The following is a 15664-nucleotide window of genomic DNA, read 5'->3' on the forward strand; positions in this document are numbered from 1 at the left end:
GTCTACTACAACAGCAACTACGGCGGCAGCGTCTACCAGGACTTCGCGCCCGGCGCCAAGGGCAACCTCAAGCCCGGCCTCAAGAACCAGAACGCCTCTCACCAGTTCCTGAGCTCCGCACCGCCGACCGGGTGCAAGACCGACGGCACGCACAGCAAGCTGCCCACGACGATCCTCGTCTACAGGGAGTCCCTCGATCGCGTGGACCGGGTGGCGTTCAAGACGTACGTCAAGAACGTCCTGCCCAACGAGTGGCGGTCGTACTGGCCGGGGGAGTCTCTCAAGGCCGGCGCGATCGCAGTCAAGCACTTCGGCTGGTACTGGGCGCTGAGGTCGGCGAGCAAGACGCCGAGCGGCCAGTGCTACGACGTCTCCGACCACACGTCCAGCCAGGTGTACAAGCCCGGCTCCGCGACGGCGGCGACGAACGCCGCGGTGGACGCGACATGGGGCACCCGGATGACGCGCGATGGAAAGATCTTCAAGGCCCAGTACTGCTCCACGACGACGGCGTGCCGCCATTGGGTCACCGGCGACTGGATGTCGCAGAACGGTTCTCGCGACAAGGCCAAGGCGGGCTGGAGCTACTCCAGAATCCTCACGTACTACTACAAGGGGATCGTTCTCGGATCCTGAACCCCCGGAGACCGTCCGCCCCTGGTTCCCCGCCGTGCCATGCACGACGGGGAACAGGCGTCAGCCGACGATGATCTGGAAGTTGAGTGGCCGGCCTCCGGGGAACGCCACCCGTCCCGAGCCCTCCATCATCTTGAACCGCACGTAGCACAAGCCCGGCTTGCTCGGCGTGGTGATGTCGGTCCGGATGTCGACCATCTCTCCGGGCCGCGTGTCCTTGATCGGTACGTCGGGGACGGTCTGGCATTGATCAGGTTGCTGCGGGAGGTCGAGGCGATGCAGCGAATATCCCTTCCACGGCACGGTCCCGGCGTTCTTGAGCCGCCACACCTTGGTCACGGTCTGGCGGGGGCCGACGCGCGTGCAGTCGGGGAGCGTGATGTCCCCGATGAACTTCGCCGAATCACCCTCGTGCGCAGGCGGGCTCCACGGAGGATTGGTGGCGCGCACCGGGCAGTCGGCCGCCGACAGCCCGGTCGTCGATGGGCTTTCGGACGGGTTCACGCTGTGCCCGTCGGTCCCGGAGCCACGATTGACGGCGACCGCGATGAGGACCACTGTCGCCACACCGACGGCCGCCACTGCGAGCGCAGCCGGGCGGGTCGGCCGAAATCGCCCCGGGCCCCCTGGCGCAGAGGGGACCGGCCGGACGTCGCCCGCGATCTCGTCGGGCGGTGGCGGCGTAGGCAGAGATGCCGAGGTCTCAGCAGCCGACCGTGGGGCTTGCGACCCCGTGGCGCTGTGCACCGTACGACCTTCCGCGACGTCCGAGGCGAAGGCTTCGAGTCCACCAGGCGGACGGGCCGCCAAGGTGCCCGCGCGGCTTGAAGGATTCCCGGCGGTCGCCGATCTGACCGCCAGGTTCGCACTCTCCCAGCGTTCGCGGTACGCGGCCGGGTCTGCGCCGCACGCCTTGACGAACTCGACGGTGGTCTCCCAGCTCGGGAGCCGGTTACCCTTCGTGGCTTCGTGCAACGTCGTGTGGGAGATCGCCCCCGACCGGCCAGACATTTCTCGGAAAGGTGGGTTGCCGACCGACTTGCGAAGTTTTCGCAGTGCCGCCGCGAAGTCCTCGATCGCCTCCGCCCGTGCAGGCATGTCGTCCACCGGGCGAAGCTAACAGCGCCCGCGGTATCCGCTCAAGCTTACGAGGCATCTCGCATACGTCCTCCTGCGCCTCGCTCGCCGGCCACAATGGGAGCCACCCGTTTCGGCCGGGCCAGCAGAGCGCTGAAAATGGCCTCTGTCGCCGCCCGCTTGTCGCCCTTCATGAGGTGTCCGTCCACGTCCTTGTTGATCGCGATGCTGCGGTCAACGCCCCCCACCTCGTCGCGCTCGCCAGTGCCGGAGCCGTCTTCAGGAACGGCAGACTTCTGGAACGCCCCCGGGAAAAGGCAGCCTGAGCCCGCCGGCCAGACAGGAGACGACAGACGATGATCGACAAGATCGCGTGGATCCATCTCGACGAAGGCAAGATCCTCAGCACCCGATCACGAGGCAAAGACGTCTATTACATTCCAGGCGGCAAACGCGAGCCCGGCGAAACCGACCTCGACACCCTGACCCGCGAGATCGCCGAGGAACTCGCCATCACGATCCTGCCCGCCACCGCCACGCACCTGGGCACCTTCCATGCCCAGGCCCACGGCCACGCCGACGGCGTCACCGTGCGGATGACCTGCTACACCGCCGAACACCACGGCACCCCAACGGCCGCCAGCGAGATCGAGGAAGTCACCTGGCTGACCTACGCCGACCGCCACCGCGTTTCCCCCGTAGACCAGATCATCTTCGACCACCTACACGAGACCGGCCAACTCCACTGACTATTTCTCAGACCACACCAGGAATCAGATAAGTGGTCTGGACGTCTTGTGGCCTCTTCGTGGAGGTTTGCTTGCCGCCCATGCCGCTTCGGCCCGGTCCCTGGCCTGCCTTAAGGCCGGCCGCAGAGGATTCGCGGGCCAAGGTGAGGCTACAGGGCCGGTCATGCAATGTTCCATCACAGGTGGAGTAGCGGCAGACATGGTGCTTTCGCTCTCTCGCATCCGGAATGGTGGGTTTCATGCATGTACGCGTAAAGGCCCTTCGGGGCTGATCCTGAAGGGCCCCAACCGCACCAACCCTGATCTGCCATCAGACAGGCTCTGGATCTGATTGGCATATGCCATGTGGTGCGATGCATGTTTCTCGTTGTGACTCCGAGAGTTCTTGTGCTCGCATCGGACGGGTAACCGCGTCGGCAGTTGTCCAAAGCAGACATATGCCATCGGCATTGCGGGCTCGCGAAATCCGGCAAGTCCACGTCAGCTCATCTGGACGTCCTGCGGCGTCCAGGCTAACGATGGGTCGTAAGGGCAATCGTCGCGCGATACCACATTCGTCGCGCGAAACCGAAAGGAGACGCTAATGGTCGGTAAGCGAATCTCTGCGCTGGGCGCAGTTTTCGTCGGAGCCCTGACTCTGGGGCTGGGTCAGGCATCTCAAGCCTCAGCCGTAGCGAGCCCGGCGAACACGTCAGCGGTCAGCACTTCAGAGACCGCCGCAGCGCACGACGCGTTCTCCTCGATGCTGACGTCGAGCCCTGGACACCGTACCGATCTCGCGCCTCGCACCTATGACCAGGGCGGCGGCGGCGGTGGCGGTGACGGCGGCGGTGGCGGCGGCGGTGACGGCGGCGGCGGTGGCGGCGGTGACGGCGGCGGCGGTGGCGGCGGCGGCGACGGCGGCGGCGGTGGCGGCGGGTGAGACCACCGACACGACCACGGCCACGACCATGGCCGCCAGTGAGTGTCTGACAGATGGACGCTCGAAGACCACCGGGACCGAGTGCCGAGGCCGGTTAGCCGAGCACTCACAGCAAACACTGCAGGGGGCTCCGCCCCCTGCACCCCCGGCCCTCCTCGGAATGAGCCGGGAGGGCGCGGGTTCTGAGGGTCATCTCCTCGCCGGTCCCCGAGGGATGCTCGCGCGTACGAAGGCGGCCACCTCACAGGAGGACACCAAGGGAGACGAGTTCACCTATGAGGTGAACAGCCGACTGATCGTTGTGACGCTCAGTCTCCACAGCTACCGCTTCCGCCAGGGCGATGACCCTGACCGGCTCCTTGACGACATGCGCGAACTCGGTCTCTTCGACGCAAGCGGCGGGCGCCCTCGTTCCGGCTTCGCGAGCCACCGGAGTTGAACGTTCCAGGAATCGGTACATCCGTCCCAATCTCACCCCAGATGATCCGCAGGCAGGCCGAGGTGTAGATGACTGGCAGGACTCCGACTCGAACGCGTTCCCCTGGAACACGCCGTTCACCTTCACGGATTCTAGGTCCAATCCGTCGTCGGGCACGCCGTCCACGTGCGGCAACGTCACGGTTGCGGATGGCGTCTTCCACGGCTACGGAAGCGCTGCTCTGTCGCGCTTATGTGAATATGTTCCGGCGGCATTCGAAACCCTCGAAATGGGCGAGTGGGAGCGTCTCTGCGCATACGTCAAGTGTGGACAACCAAATCAACGCTGCAATCACCGAGGATACCGAAATGATCGTCAGCGTGAATGCCGGGATGGGGCGAAGTCGGTCCAGCTGCATCTGGCCGGCTGATACCGGGTGTTGCGAGGGATGTGTTTTCGTTGCCCCTCCGAGAGTTCTTGTGATCGCATCGGTCAGGTAAACCGTGCCGACGTTCATCCAAAGCAGATGCATGCCATCAGCATTGCCGGCTCGCGAAATCCGGCAAGTCCACGTCAGCTCATCTGGACGTCTTGCAGCGTCCAGGCTAACGATGGGTCGTAAGGGTAATCGTCGCGCGATCCGACAGTTGTCGCGCGATATCGAAAGGAGAGGCTAATGGCCGATAAGCGACTCTCTGCGGTGGGCGCTGTTTTCATCGGAGCCCTGGCTCTGGGGATGGGTCAGGCATCCGAAGCCTCAGCCGTAGCGAGCCCGGCGAACACGTCGGTGGTCAGCGCTTCAGAGACCGCCGCAGCGAACGATGCGTTCTCGTCGATGCTGACTTCTAGTCCCGGACACCGCACTGAGCACGCGCCTCGCACCTACGACCAGGGCGGCGGCGGTGGCGGCGGCGGCAACGGTGGCGGCGGTGGCGGCGGCGGCAACGGCGGCGGTGGCGGCGGTGGCGGCGGCGGCGGTGGCGGCGGCGGTGGCGGCGGCGGCGACCATCGCGGCCGCGACCACGGCGACCATCGCGGCCGCGACCACGGCGACCACCGCGGCCGCGACCACGGCCGTCATCACGGTCACCATAAGGGTCACCACCGCGGTCACCATAAGGGGCACCACCGCGGTCACCACCAGGGGCACCACCGCGGTCACCACCAGGGGCACCACCGCGGTCACCACCAGGGGCACCAGCACCACCGCCACTACCGCTAGCTCCACGAACGACGAAGACCCGCCAGGTGATCGGCTTGGCGGGTCTTCTGGGACTCATCGAATTTGATCGAGGCCTGGCTGTGCATGCTCGCGTGGGTGCGGGATGACAGGGCCGCCTCAGGCTCTTGAAGGAGCTCACCGACGTGCAGCCCGCCGATGTGCTTGCCCGCGTGAGGGCGGTGCTCGGCGATCCCCGCCGCGCTCCGGGCTACATCGAGGTAGGGCCGGCTGAAGGCGGTTCGGCATCACGGCGGCAGCAACTCAGACATTCGAGTACTCAACGCTTGTTGACCAATTGTTCCCTTCAGTTCTAGGTTCGTTGAGCAGAGCCGCATCGATGAGGGAGGCGGGATGCCCGCGACTCCGCGCGACCTGCTCGATCGCTTCCAGCAGGCGATGCTGGACTTCTCGCCTGACTCGCTTGCCGATTTGTTCGCCGATGAGGCGATCTACGAGTTCGTGTTCTGGACGCCGCATCGCGGTCCGTCGCAGCGGTACGACGGGCGCGAGGAGATCCGCGCAGGCTTCAGGGCGGCATGGGGGTCGGTGTCCAAGCCACCGCTGACCGGATTTCGCGAGGTGTGCGTTCACGAGACGGCCGACGCCGAAGTGATCATCTCTGAGGGTGAGATGAACGCTGTCAATCATGCGACCGGACGGCCGTTCACCTCCCGGTTCGTGCTCGTCCTGCGCGCCCGCGACGGCCGTATCGTCCACTTGCGCGACTACTCCGACGTGCTGCGGACCGCGGCGGGGCTCGGGCGTCTGACCCAGCTCTTCGATCAGGTGCATGCCGAATCCGCGCTGTGAAAGAGGTCGTGTGGTCGCTCTTTCGAGCGCTCTGGGCCGACCGGCACAGGTGACTTCCGGGGTGGCTCCCGCGAACACGTCCATGGCCGCTCGCTTGCCGCCCTCCGCGCTCGGCCTGTGGTGCCAGTCGGTGGCCGGCACAGATGGGCCGCGTGAAAACTGTTTGGCATGCGAAGGGGCGCCGTCTAGCGTGGCGCCGTGGCGACTCAGGTGATCGTTCTCAACGGCGGTTCCAGTTCGGGCAAGTCCGGGATCTCCCGGTGCCTGCAGGCGGTACTGCCGGATCCATGGCTTGCCCTCTCGGTTGACACCCTGGTCGACGCGATGCCTGCCTCCATGCGGGCATCCGATGCGGGGATCGAATTCGCCCCCGACGGGCAGGTGCTTGTCGGGCCGGAATTCCTGAGGCTGGATGCGGCGTGGACGGCGGGGGTCGCCGCGATGGTCCGCGCGGGCGCTCGGGTCATCGTGGATGACGTGTTCCTCGGCGGAGTGGCGTCCCAGCAACGGTGGCAAAAGGCTCTTGCCGGACTGGAGGTGCTCTGGGTCGGTGTGAGGTGCGACAGCGCGGTCGCCGCAGGGCGAGAGATCGCCCGGGGCGACCGTGTCAGGGGGATGGCCGCGTTGCAGGCGGAGGTGGTTCACGAGGGCGTGGTCTACGACCTCGTGGTGGACTCCACGCACACCGAGTCCTTGGCGTGCGCGGAGACGATCGCCACCCGGGTGCGCCGTTAGCACCGGCATTCCTGCAGTCCTTCGTCGACCACGCCGTCCACGACAAGGTCCAGCAGGCGCAGCCGCAGACCCTCTCCCACGCGCTGTGGCCGACTCGCCGGCCGGTCAGCTCGCCTGGATCGGACAGTTGCCGGCTGGTAGCAGGTCCGTCCGGATGGAAGGACGATCGGCGCTAGCGGCCGGCCAGGGACGACGCGAGCTTCAGCCAGCTCTCGAGGGTGGTTGCCGCAGCGCCGCTGTCGATGGCCCGGCGCGCGTCCTCCAGACAGGTCGCGAAGGCGCCGCGCAGGCCCCCGCCGAAGCCGCGGTGAGCGGCGAGGGCTCCGGCCGCGTTGGCGAGGACGGCGTCACGTGCGGCACCCGCTTCACCGGCCAGGACCCGGTGGACGACCGAGGCGTTGTAGGCCGCGTCACCGCCGCGGAGCGCGTCCTGCGCGCTGCGCGCCAGACCGAAGTCGGCGGTGTCCAGCGTCTCCTGCCGGACGCCGCCGCTCTCGGTGATCCAGACGTTCGTGGGCGCGGCGGTGGTGATCTCGTCGAGGCCGTCCTGCCCGCACACGACCAGGGCGCTCGCGCCCCGTTCCGCGAGGACGTTCGCCAGAACCGGGGCGAGGGCGAGGTTGGAGCAGCCGACGAGGGCGGCACGGGGACTGGCGGGGTTGGTCAGCGGCGCCAGGTAGTTGACGGCGGTGGGGACGCCGAGCGCCTTGCGTACCGGACCGGCGTAACGCAGCCCCTGGTGGAAGCGCGGGGCGAAGGTGAAGCCGATGCCGACGTCGCGTACGCACCGGGCGATGTCGTCAGGTGTGAGATCGAGCGGCAGGCCCAGGGCTTCCAGGACGTCGGCGGCGCCGGCCTTGCTGGACGCCGACCGGCCGCCGTGCTTGACGACGGGGGCGCCGGCGGCGGCCACGACGATCGCCGCCATGGTGCTGACGTTCACGGTGTGGGCGCCGTCGCCACCGGTGCCGACGATGTCGACGACCTCCGCGCCGTCGACGGGCAGGGGCACGACCCGTTCCATGAGGGCGTCGAGCATGCCCCGGAGTTCCGCGGTGCTCTCGCCCTTGGCCCGCAGGGCGACGAGGAATCCGGCGAGCTGGGCGGGATCGGCCGCGTCGTCCATGACCTGCCGCATGGCCCAGCGGGTGTCGTCCGCGTCGAGGTCGTGCCCGCGCAGGAGCGTCGCGAGCAGGCGTGGCCAGGAGCGGGACGGCTCGGTCATCAAGGTCCTCTCGACATGGGCACGACGACGGTCGGGCGGTGCTCCCAGCGTAGTGACCGGCACCGTGAATCGCTGACACGAACCTGACCTGGCCGAACTCCACGGATCCGCGAGCGTCACCGTTCCCGGTTCTGCCGGGGTAGCGTGGCTTGAAGATCGAGATGAGGGGCAGGGGGACCGGTGCTGCCGATCGGCGAGATGCTTCGGGTGCTGAACGTGCTGGACGCCGCCGGATGTGAGGTCTGGGTCGCCGGCGGCTGGGGGATCGACGTCCTGGTCGGACGCGTCACCAGGGAACATCACGACCTCGACCTGCTCCACCGCGCCGAACAGGAGCGGCTGGTGATCGGTGAGCTGGAGTCGTGCGGGTATGCCGAGCGGCCCGGTGCGGTGCCCGGGCGGCCGGCCAGGTTCGTCATGGCCGACGGCCACGGGCACGAGCTCGATCTCCATCCGCTGCACATCGCGGAGGACGGCTCGGCCGTGCAGCACCTGGACGACCGCGGTGCGGCGCTGCACTACCCGGCCGCGGCCTTCGTCACGGGCACGATCGAGGGTGTGCGGGTGCGCTGCCTGTCCGTCGGTCAGCAGGTCGCCTTCCACCAGGGCTACGAGCCCCGCGGCCGCGACCTGCACGACATGGCAAGCCTGCGTGCGGCGTTCGGCGTCACGACGCACTTCTGACCCCGCCTACGCGATGCGGCGGAGGGCGAGTGGTCAGGTCGCGTACAGGAGCGACAGCGGCTGCGACGGCTTCCGATCGCCCAACTGCGTGGCGGTTCGACCGATGTAACGGCTCAGGGACCGTGCGAGGTGCGGCTGGTCGAAGTATCCGAGCCGGTGGATCATGTCGTGGGCCGGCACGCCCTGCTGGATCAGGACCGCCGCCCGCCTGGCGCGGTCGATCTGCCGGACGGCGCCGCGCGTGAGCCCGGTCGACGCCAGGAAGCGCCGCTGCACGGTGCGTTCCGACACGTCCGGCGACGCGCCACGGAGGACCGCGGCGACGAGGGGGTCGCGCTCCACGACACCCTCACGCACCAGCCGTTGCACGAACGCCTCGGCGTTGTCCCAATCGGGCAGATGCCAGGTGGAACCCTTCAGCCAGAAGGACCTGTGCGTCGTGTCCGGAATCTCCGCGGACCCGTCCACGAGCCGGCCGAGGGGAAGATGGGGCATCACGGTGCCGAGGGAGAAACTGATCCCGAAGAACGTGGCGTCCTCGGGAACGGGGGCCTGGCTCGCTCTCGTCTCCGGCCCCTGGACGGAGGCGCTGACCTGGCCGCGATGCTCCCAGAAGACCAGATCCCAATGGGCCGTCGCGACCGCCGTCATCTGTTCCACGTCACGGCTGCTGCTGCGCCACACCCGCTCGATGTACGGCGAGTCGGACGATCGACTCTCGATGTCCAGGCCCATCCGGGTAACTCCTCCTGACTCGCGGAAGACTGCCATGCGGGCCGGTCCAGGCCGTATTTCCGATCATGCTACGTCCGTGGTCACCCCGACGACAGGGTGACGAGCAGGCGGCACCCAGCGGCCCGACGCCGGGGAGGTGTCCGGAGCATGACTTTCACACGGGGCTGATCCCGGTGTTGCGGATGTGCTCGTAGACGATCGACGTGCGGACGTCGGCGACTTCGGGCCGTTCGGTGAGCTTGTCGATCACGAACGCGTACAGGCTGGCGTTGTCCGGCACCGCGACGTGCACGATGAAGTCCTCCGTGCCGGTCGTCACGTAGACGCCCAGGGTGTCGGGAAGCGCGCTGACCCAGTTGCGGAATCCCTCGATGTTGCGCCGCGAGGGGGGACGCACGCGGATGGCGATGAGGGCCTGGACCGGGCGCCCGATCGCCGCCAGGTCGACGTCGAGGATCGCTCCGCGGATGACGCCACGCTGGCGGAGCGCCCGCGTGCGGTCGAGTGCCGTGGTCGGCGAGACCCCGACCGAGGCGGCGACGTCACGGTTGGTCTTCCGTGCATCCGACTGCAGTTCCACCAGGATCGCCTTATCAAGTTCGTCCATGCCCGCCTGTTCGCCCCTACTTCCGATACAAATACGGATGCGTTGCAGTCCTATCGTACGGATGCCTAGCATCGACGGCGTACTACCGAACGTATGGATAGGAGGCCAGCATGGCGGCCGATGAACAGACGACCTCGGGTGTCGGGTTCGCCCCCGAGGAGATCGACCCGGCCCTCCCGACCCGGGCGGCCCGCCTGAAGTGGGTGATCGTGGTCGACCGCGACCTTCCCGCCGGCCGTGCCGTCAACGCCGCCGTTTGCGTGGCCGCGGCGACATCGACGGCGGTGACCGGGCTCCTCGGCGACGACGCGGTGGACGCCGACGGCGGCGCCCACCCCGGCCTGCCCTGGGCGGGCTGCTCGGTGCTGGCCGCGGACGCCGCCACGCTGCGCGCCGTCCGCGCCAAGGCCGCGTCGTCCGCCGGGTGCTTCGTCGCGGACATGCCCGCGGCGGCCCAGCAGACCCGGGTCTACGCCGACTACCTCGCCGCGATGAAGGAGACCGCGGCCGACGACGTCGAGTACTACGCGGTCGGCGTGGTCGGGCCGCGCAACCGGGTGGACAAGATCGTGGGAAAGCTGCCCCTGATGCCGTGACCCCGGCATGCCCGGGCGGTCAGGAGTCGGGCGCGCGCAGGTGGCGGGTGTCCACCCGGTGTCCCGCCTCCTCCAGGACGGTGATCGCCTCCTTGATCCTCGGCTCGGGCACGAGCACCAGGTCGGCGTGGAAGGTCGAGGCGACGAACACCGAGATGGCCGCCTCGGCCAACGGGCCCACGATGGCCGCCAGCATGCCCGGGACGTCCAGGTCGTGTCCGGTGCCCCCGGCGTAGAGGCCGATCCACCGGTCGCCGGACCCCGTCGGCCAGGCCTCGCGGACCACGGTGAGGCCCTCCGGGGCGCGGACGAGCGCGATCCAGTCGTCGTCTTCGGGGAAGGTCGCCTGCGGCAGGTGCTGGACAGCGAACACGGACGGCACGATGCCGAGCTGCTGGGCGGCGGGTGAGGTCATGGAACGTGTGTAGCAGAGACCCCCGACAAGACGCCCGCCCGAACGGCGGCCCAGGCGGTGAGCGCCTCCAGGACCTGCGGCCAGGGCCCGACGATGCTGGTGCCGGCGTTCAGACCTGGGACCACTCGGTGATGGAGGCGACCAGCAGCGGCCCGTCGAAGGAGTCGGGGGTGAGGGGCACCCCGGTGATCCTGGCGGCGAGCGCGAACGCCTTCGGGAGCGCGTCGTCCCACCGGGTGTCCCAGGCAGCCTTGCCGGTCGTGGCGGTCCACGGCAGCCCGACCCTGCGCATCGGCTCCTTCAGCCGATCGGGGTCGCTGCCCCAGCGGTTGACCGACGCGTGCGGAGTGAAGGCGGTGACGATCTCGCCGTCCACGGCGTACAGGAAGCTGTGCTCGGCGTAGTCGTGGCGTCCGACGGCCACCGCCTCGCATCCCTGCGCGAGGCGCGCCAGGTTCTCGCCCAGCGCCGTGTGCCAGCCGCACGGTTCGATCGCCACGCTCCACTCGCCGATCCGGGTGATGCCGACGTATCCGCCGCCGTCGCCGCCGTCGGTCTCCTCGATGAACTCCGCGACCTCGTCGTCGAGTTCGACGAGGGTCATCGAGCGGACCGCCGCTCCGGTGGGCTCGAAACGGGCCGCGACGTCGGCGGGCTCCAACCCGTGGAAGAACGACACGCTGAAGATGTCGCCCAGCGGGTTGCGCAGGTTTCCTGTCGTCGGGGCCGCCAGCCACCTGAAGGGGGCGAGAGGGTCGGGCACCTGGGCTCCCTTGGTCGTTTCGCGACATCGTGGCAGCCGCCGCCGACAAAATCGGGGGCCGAGGTCATCCGTCGCGTTCCTGTCCTCCGGCGGCGGACGCCGCCGATGTCAGGAGGATCGTGGCACGCTCCTGGAATCGGCTTGGATCTTGCTGAAACCCGCGTCGTCACGGCGTGGGCACGACGGCCTTCGAGACGAGCCGGTCGCGGGCGAAGCACAGGCGGTAGGCGCGGGCGGAATCGCTCCTCATGGTGTAGTAGACGCAGTCCTGGCCGGGTGGCGGAGCCGGAGCGCCGTCCGGCGGGCCGTCCCTGGTGAACGCGGGGAGCCGGGACCGCACGTCGTCGCGTGGTTCGCCCGCCTTCAGCCCCTCGTACGCCGCCGGGTCGAGGACCGAGAACGACGAGCTGACGAAGCTCAACGGGATCAGGAGCACGAAGATCCCGGTCAGCACGGCCACGGGAATCCCGACCGCCTGCGCCAGCCGCCGCCGCACCCGGCGCCGGGCGAGGCCCAGCTCCCGGACCGCCGTGGTCACCGGCACATCGAGACCGGTTGTTGTCCGTACGTGCTCGTGAGCCGCCTGGACGCCGGTGACGGGCAGTTCGGCGGCGACCTCGAAACCCCCGCCGTGAACCGGGCCGGCCCGCAGGACGCCGCCCGCCAGGCGCACCCGTTCCGCCAGCCCGACGAGCCCGGACCCGCCGGACGCCACACCCGTCGGGGCCGCGGCCGGAGCGGGGTCGTTGACCACGCGGAGCGTGACGACGCCGTCGTCGGACGTGAGCCGAACGCGTACGGTAGCGCCGGGAGCGTGTTTGGCGGCGTTCGTCAGCGCCTCCTGGAGCACGCGGCGCACGGCGAGCGCGGTCATCGGAGGCAGGCCGTCGGTGTCGCCCAGGTGGCCGTCCGGGCGGCCGTCCATGTGGCCGTCCGGGTGCTCGACGACGATCGGCACGCCGGAGTCGCGGGCGCGCTCGACGATCGTCTCGACGCTCTCCTCGCGCGGCGGCACGGCGGCCCCTTCGTCGTCGTCCGCGCGCAGCACGCCGATGATCTCGCGCAGCCGTTCGGTCGCGGCCGCGGCGGCCTCGCGCAGTTCGCGTACGGCCGCCTGCTGCCGCGAGTCCAGGCCGGGGTCGAGTTCCAGGGCGCCGGCGCGCACCGCGAGGAGCGTCAGGTCGTGGCCGAGCGAGTCGTGCATGTCGCCCGCGATGCGCGCCCTCTCCCGCAGGCGGGCGCGGTCGGCGACGGCCCGCTGCTCGTGCTCCAGCCGGTCGGCGAGCAGCCAGCCCGTGCGGACCAGTTCGGCGTGCTGGCGGCGCCAGCGGCCGAGCAGCCAGGGCACCACCACCGCGAGCAGCAGCGTGATGAGCTGCGTGGGCCAGCCCCACAGGTCGCGCAGGACCAGCGCGGACAGCGGCAGCCCGGCGAGGGCGACGGTCGCGAAGAACCACAGCGCCGGCCGGGCGCTCGCCATCCGGTGCCCGGCCAGGTAGCCGAAGACCACCAGTGCCGCCCACGTCCAGACCAGGGGGCCGAACATCTGCACGTCCAGGGCCAGGCTCACCGCCACCGGTACGGCGAGCGCCGCCAGCGGCCACCTCCGGCTCACCGCCGTGGCGGCCCCGAACAGCGGCACGGCCACCGCTGCCGCCGCCACCCGCCGGGCGTCGCCGTCATCGACGGCCAGCACGACCGGCGGCGCGCACACCGCAAGCCACAGTCCGAGGTCGAGCAGACGGGACGGCCGCACCACCTCACGCTCTCCCGTCGAGCGGAGCCTCGGGCACGAGACCCGCCTCGTACGCCAGGATCGCGGCCTGGACGCGGTTGCGGAGGCCGAGACGGGTGAGGATCTGGCTGACGTATCCCTTGACCGTGCCCTCGACGAGATGCAGACGCCGGGCGATCTCGGCGTTGGACAGGGCGGCCCCGACCAGCGCGAGCACCTCGCGCTCGCGGTCGCCGAGCTGGTCCACGAGGGCGCGGGCGGCGGCCTCCGCGCCGAGCGGGCGTGCCCGGAGGCGGGTGATGACCCGCCGGGTGACGGCGGGGGAAAGGTAGGCGCCGCCGGCGGCGACGGCGCGCACCCCCGCGATCAGTTCGCGCGGATCGCCCGACTTGAGGAGGAAACCGGACGCGCCGGAGCCGAGTGCGCTCGTCACGTAGTCGTCCTCGTTGAACGTCGTGAGCATCACGACGGCGATCTCGGGAAGGACCCGGCGCAGCTCGGCGGCGGCCCCGAGCCCGTCGAGCCGCGGCATCCGGACGTCGAGCAGGCAGATGGCGGGACGGTGCCGCAGGGCGAGGTCGACGGCCTCGTGCCCGTCGGCCGCCTCGGCGACGACCTCGATGTCGCCGGCCGTGGCCAGGATGCTCGCGATGCCGGCGCGGATCAACGCCTCGTCGTCGGCCAGCAGGACGCGGATCATCGCGTTTTCCCTGAAATCCGGCGTAACGCTCATGCCGGGACGCTACCAACGGCCCGTCGCCGGGAGCGTACGGCATGGACGAGCCGGGCGGCCACGACGGCGACGGCGGCCAGCGCCCCGGTGGCGGCCCAGACGTACAGCGCGAGCCAGACGTAGGTGAGCTGGTCCAGCGTGCCCACTCGGTTCAGCAGCAACCCGGCCAGCTCCGCCAGCCCGAAGTAGAAGGCGACCGGCAGCGCGTACGGGACCAGGCGGGCGAACGTCCGCCAGGCGGGCCGTTGCGCGCGACGCCGGGCCCAGCGGCGGGAGCGCAGCACCCCGGCCACGCCGAGGCCCAGGGTGAGCAGCGACAGGCCGCCCAGCCAGGGGTCCGCCTCCGTGGTGAAGGGCACCGCGCCCGCGTCGGGCCGTCCCTCGATCATGTCGACCAGGCCGTCGCTGATGATCAGCGCATCGTCGCCGGAGATCATCCCGGTGTTGGTGACGACCGCGATGCCCCACCCGCTCCCGGGCAGGAGGGTCTGGGCGGAGTTGTGCGTGAGCAGCCACCCGGTGTGCCGCAGCATCGGCGTCCCTCCGGCTGTGCGCTCGGCCGACCAGCCCATGCCGTACGTGCTGCCGCCCACGCCGGACGGGGTCTGGGTGGCCGTGACGAGGTCTCGGGGGAGGGCGTCGCCGTGACCGTTCTGCGTGATCAGCCACTTGGCCAGGTCGTTGGCGGTGCTGACGACCCCGTATGAGCCGTTGACGAACCACTTCGGGTGCGCGCGCTCGATCACCCGGCCGTACGCGCGGATGTATCCGGCGCCTGCGCCGGGCAGTTCCTCCGTGGTGTCCACCGTCCGGGTGGACGTCATGCCGAGCGGCGTGAACACCGTGGCGGCCATCAAGCCGGCGAACGGCGTCCCCGACACCACCTCGGCCAGCCGCGCCGCCACCGCGTAGTTGGGGTTGTGGTAGATCATCCGGGTGCCCGGCGCGGCGGCGAGCGGCGCGGTCCCGAGCATCGCGACGGCACCCTTGAGGTCGTCCGGCGCGGGGAGCGTCAGCTCGGGGAAGGTCCGGTCGCTCATGCCCGAGGTCTGCTGGAGAAGCTGCCGCACGGTGATCTTCTCGGCCCGGGGATCGGCCATGGTGAACTCGGGCAGGTAACGCCGGACCGGCGCGTCGAGGTCGATCCTGCCCTCGTCGGCGAGGCGCAGCACTGCCAGGGCCGTGAACGACTTCGACAGCGAGGCGAGCGGCACGGGGGTGTCCGCGGTGATCGCCTCGCCGCCGGCCGTGTGACCGTGCCCGGCGGCGTACACGACCCGGTCGCCCTTGACGACCGTCACCACGGCGCCGGGCAGGTCCGTCCGCCGGATGTAGTCGCGTACGTACCGGTCGACGGACTCCGCGGTCAGGCCGGGCCGTCCGTCCGGGGGCGCCGCCCGTGTCGCGGCGTCCACAGCCGCGTCCACAGCCGCGTCCACAGCCGCGTCCACGGCCGTCGTTCCCGTCGTGAGCAGCAACACACCGGCCAGACCGGCGATCGCGGCGATCCTGCGCATGCGCACCGTGTTTCCCTCCGAGCTCTTTCCGTTCGCAGGTCACGTACGGTATGAGCGGCCGGAGGGGCGGCACAGCGGGCGATCG

At 69.8% G+C, this 15664-nt stretch carries 17 protein-coding genes; 6 read left to right on the forward strand and 11 right to left on the reverse strand.

The window, feature by feature from the left end:
* On the forward strand, positions 1 to 636 hold a 636-nt coding region (locus Msi02_RS15220), incomplete at its 5' end, for a SpoIID/LytB domain-containing protein (protein ID WP_204048963.1).
* 60 nt (positions 637 to 696) lie between these two features.
* Here the strand turns inward: Msi02_RS15220 and Msi02_RS15225 are convergent.
* Positions 697 to 1734, reverse strand: a complete 1038-nt coding sequence (locus Msi02_RS15225; protein ID WP_239108434.1) for an NBR1-Ig-like domain-containing protein — start codon at positions 1732 to 1734, stop codon at positions 697 to 699.
* 335 nt (positions 1735 to 2069) lie between these two features.
* Between Msi02_RS15225 and Msi02_RS15230 the strand changes: the two genes are divergently transcribed.
* Entirely contained in the window at positions 2070 to 2462 is a 393-nt protein-coding gene (locus Msi02_RS15230; RefSeq protein ID WP_204048965.1) for an NUDIX hydrolase, read from the forward strand.
* Between the two features lie 706 nt (positions 2463 to 3168).
* Here Msi02_RS15230 and Msi02_RS15235 read toward each other — a convergent pair.
* Both Msi02_RS15235 and Msi02_RS15240 read right to left on the reverse strand, forming a co-directional pair.
* Positions 3169 to 3414 (reverse strand): hypothetical protein, encoded by a 246-nt coding sequence (locus Msi02_RS15235; protein WP_204048966.1) that lies wholly within the window; start codon positions 3412 to 3414, stop codon positions 3169 to 3171.
* A 1187-nt stretch (positions 3415 to 4601) separates the two neighbouring features.
* Positions 4602 to 5030 carry a hypothetical protein gene (locus tag Msi02_RS15240; protein WP_204048967.1) on the reverse strand — a complete coding sequence of 143 codons (429 nt, stop codon included), beginning with the start codon at positions 5028 to 5030 and terminating at the stop codon, positions 4602 to 4604.
* A gap of 345 nt (positions 5031 to 5375) precedes the next feature.
* Here Msi02_RS15240 and Msi02_RS15245 point away from each other — a divergent pair, with 345 nt between their 5' ends.
* Positions 5376 to 5834 carry a nuclear transport factor 2 family protein gene (locus Msi02_RS15245; RefSeq protein ID WP_204048968.1) on the forward strand — a complete coding sequence of 153 codons (459 nt, stop codon included), beginning with the start codon at positions 5376 to 5378 and terminating at the stop codon, positions 5832 to 5834.
* Between the two features lie 198 nt (positions 5835 to 6032).
* Complete coding sequence (gene cpt, locus Msi02_RS15250) at positions 6033 to 6569, forward strand: chloramphenicol phosphotransferase CPT (protein ID WP_239108429.1); 537 nt, start codon at positions 6033 to 6035, stop codon at positions 6567 to 6569.
* A gap of 172 nt (positions 6570 to 6741) precedes the next feature.
* Here cpt and trpD read toward each other — a convergent pair whose 3' ends face one another.
* Positions 6742 to 7794 carry an anthranilate phosphoribosyltransferase gene (gene trpD, locus Msi02_RS15255; RefSeq protein WP_204048969.1) on the reverse strand — a complete coding sequence of 351 codons (1053 nt, stop codon included), beginning with the start codon at positions 7792 to 7794 and terminating at the stop codon, positions 6742 to 6744.
* A 180-nt stretch (positions 7795 to 7974) separates the two neighbouring features.
* On the opposite strand from trpD, the gene Msi02_RS15260 reads away from it, so the two are divergent.
* Positions 7975 to 8478 (forward strand): nucleotidyltransferase domain-containing protein, encoded by a 504-nt coding sequence (locus Msi02_RS15260; protein WP_204048970.1) that lies wholly within the window; start codon positions 7975 to 7977, stop codon positions 8476 to 8478.
* Between the two features lie 33 nt (positions 8479 to 8511).
* Here the strand turns inward: Msi02_RS15260 and Msi02_RS15265 are convergent, their stop codons facing one another.
* Positions 8512 to 9213, reverse strand: coding sequence for a helix-turn-helix domain-containing protein (locus Msi02_RS15265; protein WP_204048971.1), 702 nt, complete (start codon positions 9211 to 9213; stop codon positions 8512 to 8514).
* A gap of 154 nt (positions 9214 to 9367) precedes the next feature.
* Complete coding sequence (locus Msi02_RS15270; RefSeq protein WP_204048972.1) at positions 9368 to 9820, reverse strand: Lrp/AsnC family transcriptional regulator; 453 nt, start codon at positions 9818 to 9820, stop codon at positions 9368 to 9370.
* Between the two features lie 110 nt (positions 9821 to 9930).
* Here Msi02_RS15270 and Msi02_RS15275 point away from each other — a divergent pair, with 110 nt between their 5' ends.
* Positions 9931 to 10416 (forward strand): DUF2000 domain-containing protein, encoded by a 486-nt coding sequence (locus tag Msi02_RS15275; protein ID WP_079320200.1) that lies wholly within the window; start codon positions 9931 to 9933, stop codon positions 10414 to 10416.
* A gap of 19 nt (positions 10417 to 10435) precedes the next feature.
* On the opposite strand, the gene Msi02_RS15280 is transcribed toward Msi02_RS15275, so the two are convergent.
* From Msi02_RS15280 to Msi02_RS15300, 5 genes are all read right to left on the reverse strand, one after another.
* The gene (locus tag Msi02_RS15280) at positions 10436 to 10831 is read right to left on the reverse strand and encodes an ACT domain-containing protein (protein WP_204048973.1); all 396 of its coding nucleotides are present in this window, start codon (positions 10829 to 10831) and stop codon (positions 10436 to 10438) included.
* A gap of 109 nt (positions 10832 to 10940) precedes the next feature.
* Positions 10941 to 11594, reverse strand: coding sequence for a DUF6461 domain-containing protein (locus Msi02_RS15285; RefSeq protein WP_204048974.1), 654 nt, complete (start codon positions 11592 to 11594; stop codon positions 10941 to 10943).
* Between the two features lie 166 nt (positions 11595 to 11760).
* Positions 11761 to 13350 (reverse strand): sensor histidine kinase, encoded by a 1590-nt coding sequence (locus Msi02_RS15290; protein ID WP_204048975.1) that lies wholly within the window; start codon positions 13348 to 13350, stop codon positions 11761 to 11763.
* A gap of 4 nt (positions 13351 to 13354) precedes the next feature.
* On the reverse strand, positions 13355 to 14029 hold the full coding sequence (locus Msi02_RS15295; protein ID WP_204049027.1) for a response regulator: 675 nt from the start codon (positions 14027 to 14029) through the stop codon (positions 13355 to 13357).
* A 29-nt stretch (positions 14030 to 14058) separates the two neighbouring features.
* A complete protein-coding gene (locus tag Msi02_RS15300; protein ID WP_239108435.1) occupies positions 14059 to 15579 on the reverse strand; it encodes a serine hydrolase domain-containing protein in 1521 nt (506 codons plus the stop codon).
* Positions 15580 to 15664 lie beyond the last annotated feature (85 nt).

Source organism: Microbispora siamensis (assembly GCF_016863095.1).
GTDB classification, from domain to species: domain Bacteria; phylum Actinomycetota; class Actinomycetes; order Streptosporangiales; family Streptosporangiaceae; genus Microbispora; species Microbispora siamensis.

Excerpts from the sequence above, each read along its gene's own strand:
- Msi02_RS15225 (WP_239108434.1), bottom strand. The coding sequence starts at position 1,734 with ATGCCTGCACGGGCGGAGGCGATCGAGGACTTCGCGGCGGCACTGCGA.
- Msi02_RS15230 (WP_204048965.1), top strand. The coding sequence starts at position 2,070 with ATGATCGACAAGATCGCGTGGATCCATCTCGACGAAGGCAAGATCCTC.
- Msi02_RS15235 (WP_204048966.1), bottom strand. The coding sequence starts at position 3,414 with ATGGTCGTGGCCGTGGTCGTGTCGGTGGTCTCACCCGCCGCCACCGCC.
- Msi02_RS15245 (WP_204048968.1), top strand. The coding sequence starts at position 5,376 with ATGCCCGCGACTCCGCGCGACCTGCTCGATCGCTTCCAGCAGGCGATG.
- trpD (WP_204048969.1), bottom strand. The coding sequence starts at position 7,794 with ATGACCGAGCCGTCCCGCTCCTGGCCACGCCTGCTCGCGACGCTCCTG.
- Msi02_RS15265 (WP_204048971.1), bottom strand. The coding sequence starts at position 9,213 with ATGGGCCTGGACATCGAGAGTCGATCGTCCGACTCGCCGTACATCGAG.
- Msi02_RS15270 (WP_204048972.1), bottom strand. The coding sequence starts at position 9,820 with ATGGACGAACTTGATAAGGCGATCCTGGTGGAACTGCAGTCGGATGCA.
- Msi02_RS15275 (WP_079320200.1), top strand. The coding sequence starts at position 9,931 with ATGGCGGCCGATGAACAGACGACCTCGGGTGTCGGGTTCGCCCCCGAG.
- Msi02_RS15280 (WP_204048973.1), bottom strand. The coding sequence starts at position 10,831 with ATGACCTCACCCGCCGCCCAGCAGCTCGGCATCGTGCCGTCCGTGTTC.
- Msi02_RS15295 (WP_204049027.1), bottom strand. The coding sequence starts at position 14,029 with ATGATCCGCGTCCTGCTGGCCGACGACGAGGCGTTGATCCGCGCCGGC.
- Msi02_RS15300 (WP_239108435.1), bottom strand. The coding sequence starts at position 15,579 with ATGCGCAGGATCGCCGCGATCGCCGGTCTGGCCGGTGTGTTGCTGCTC.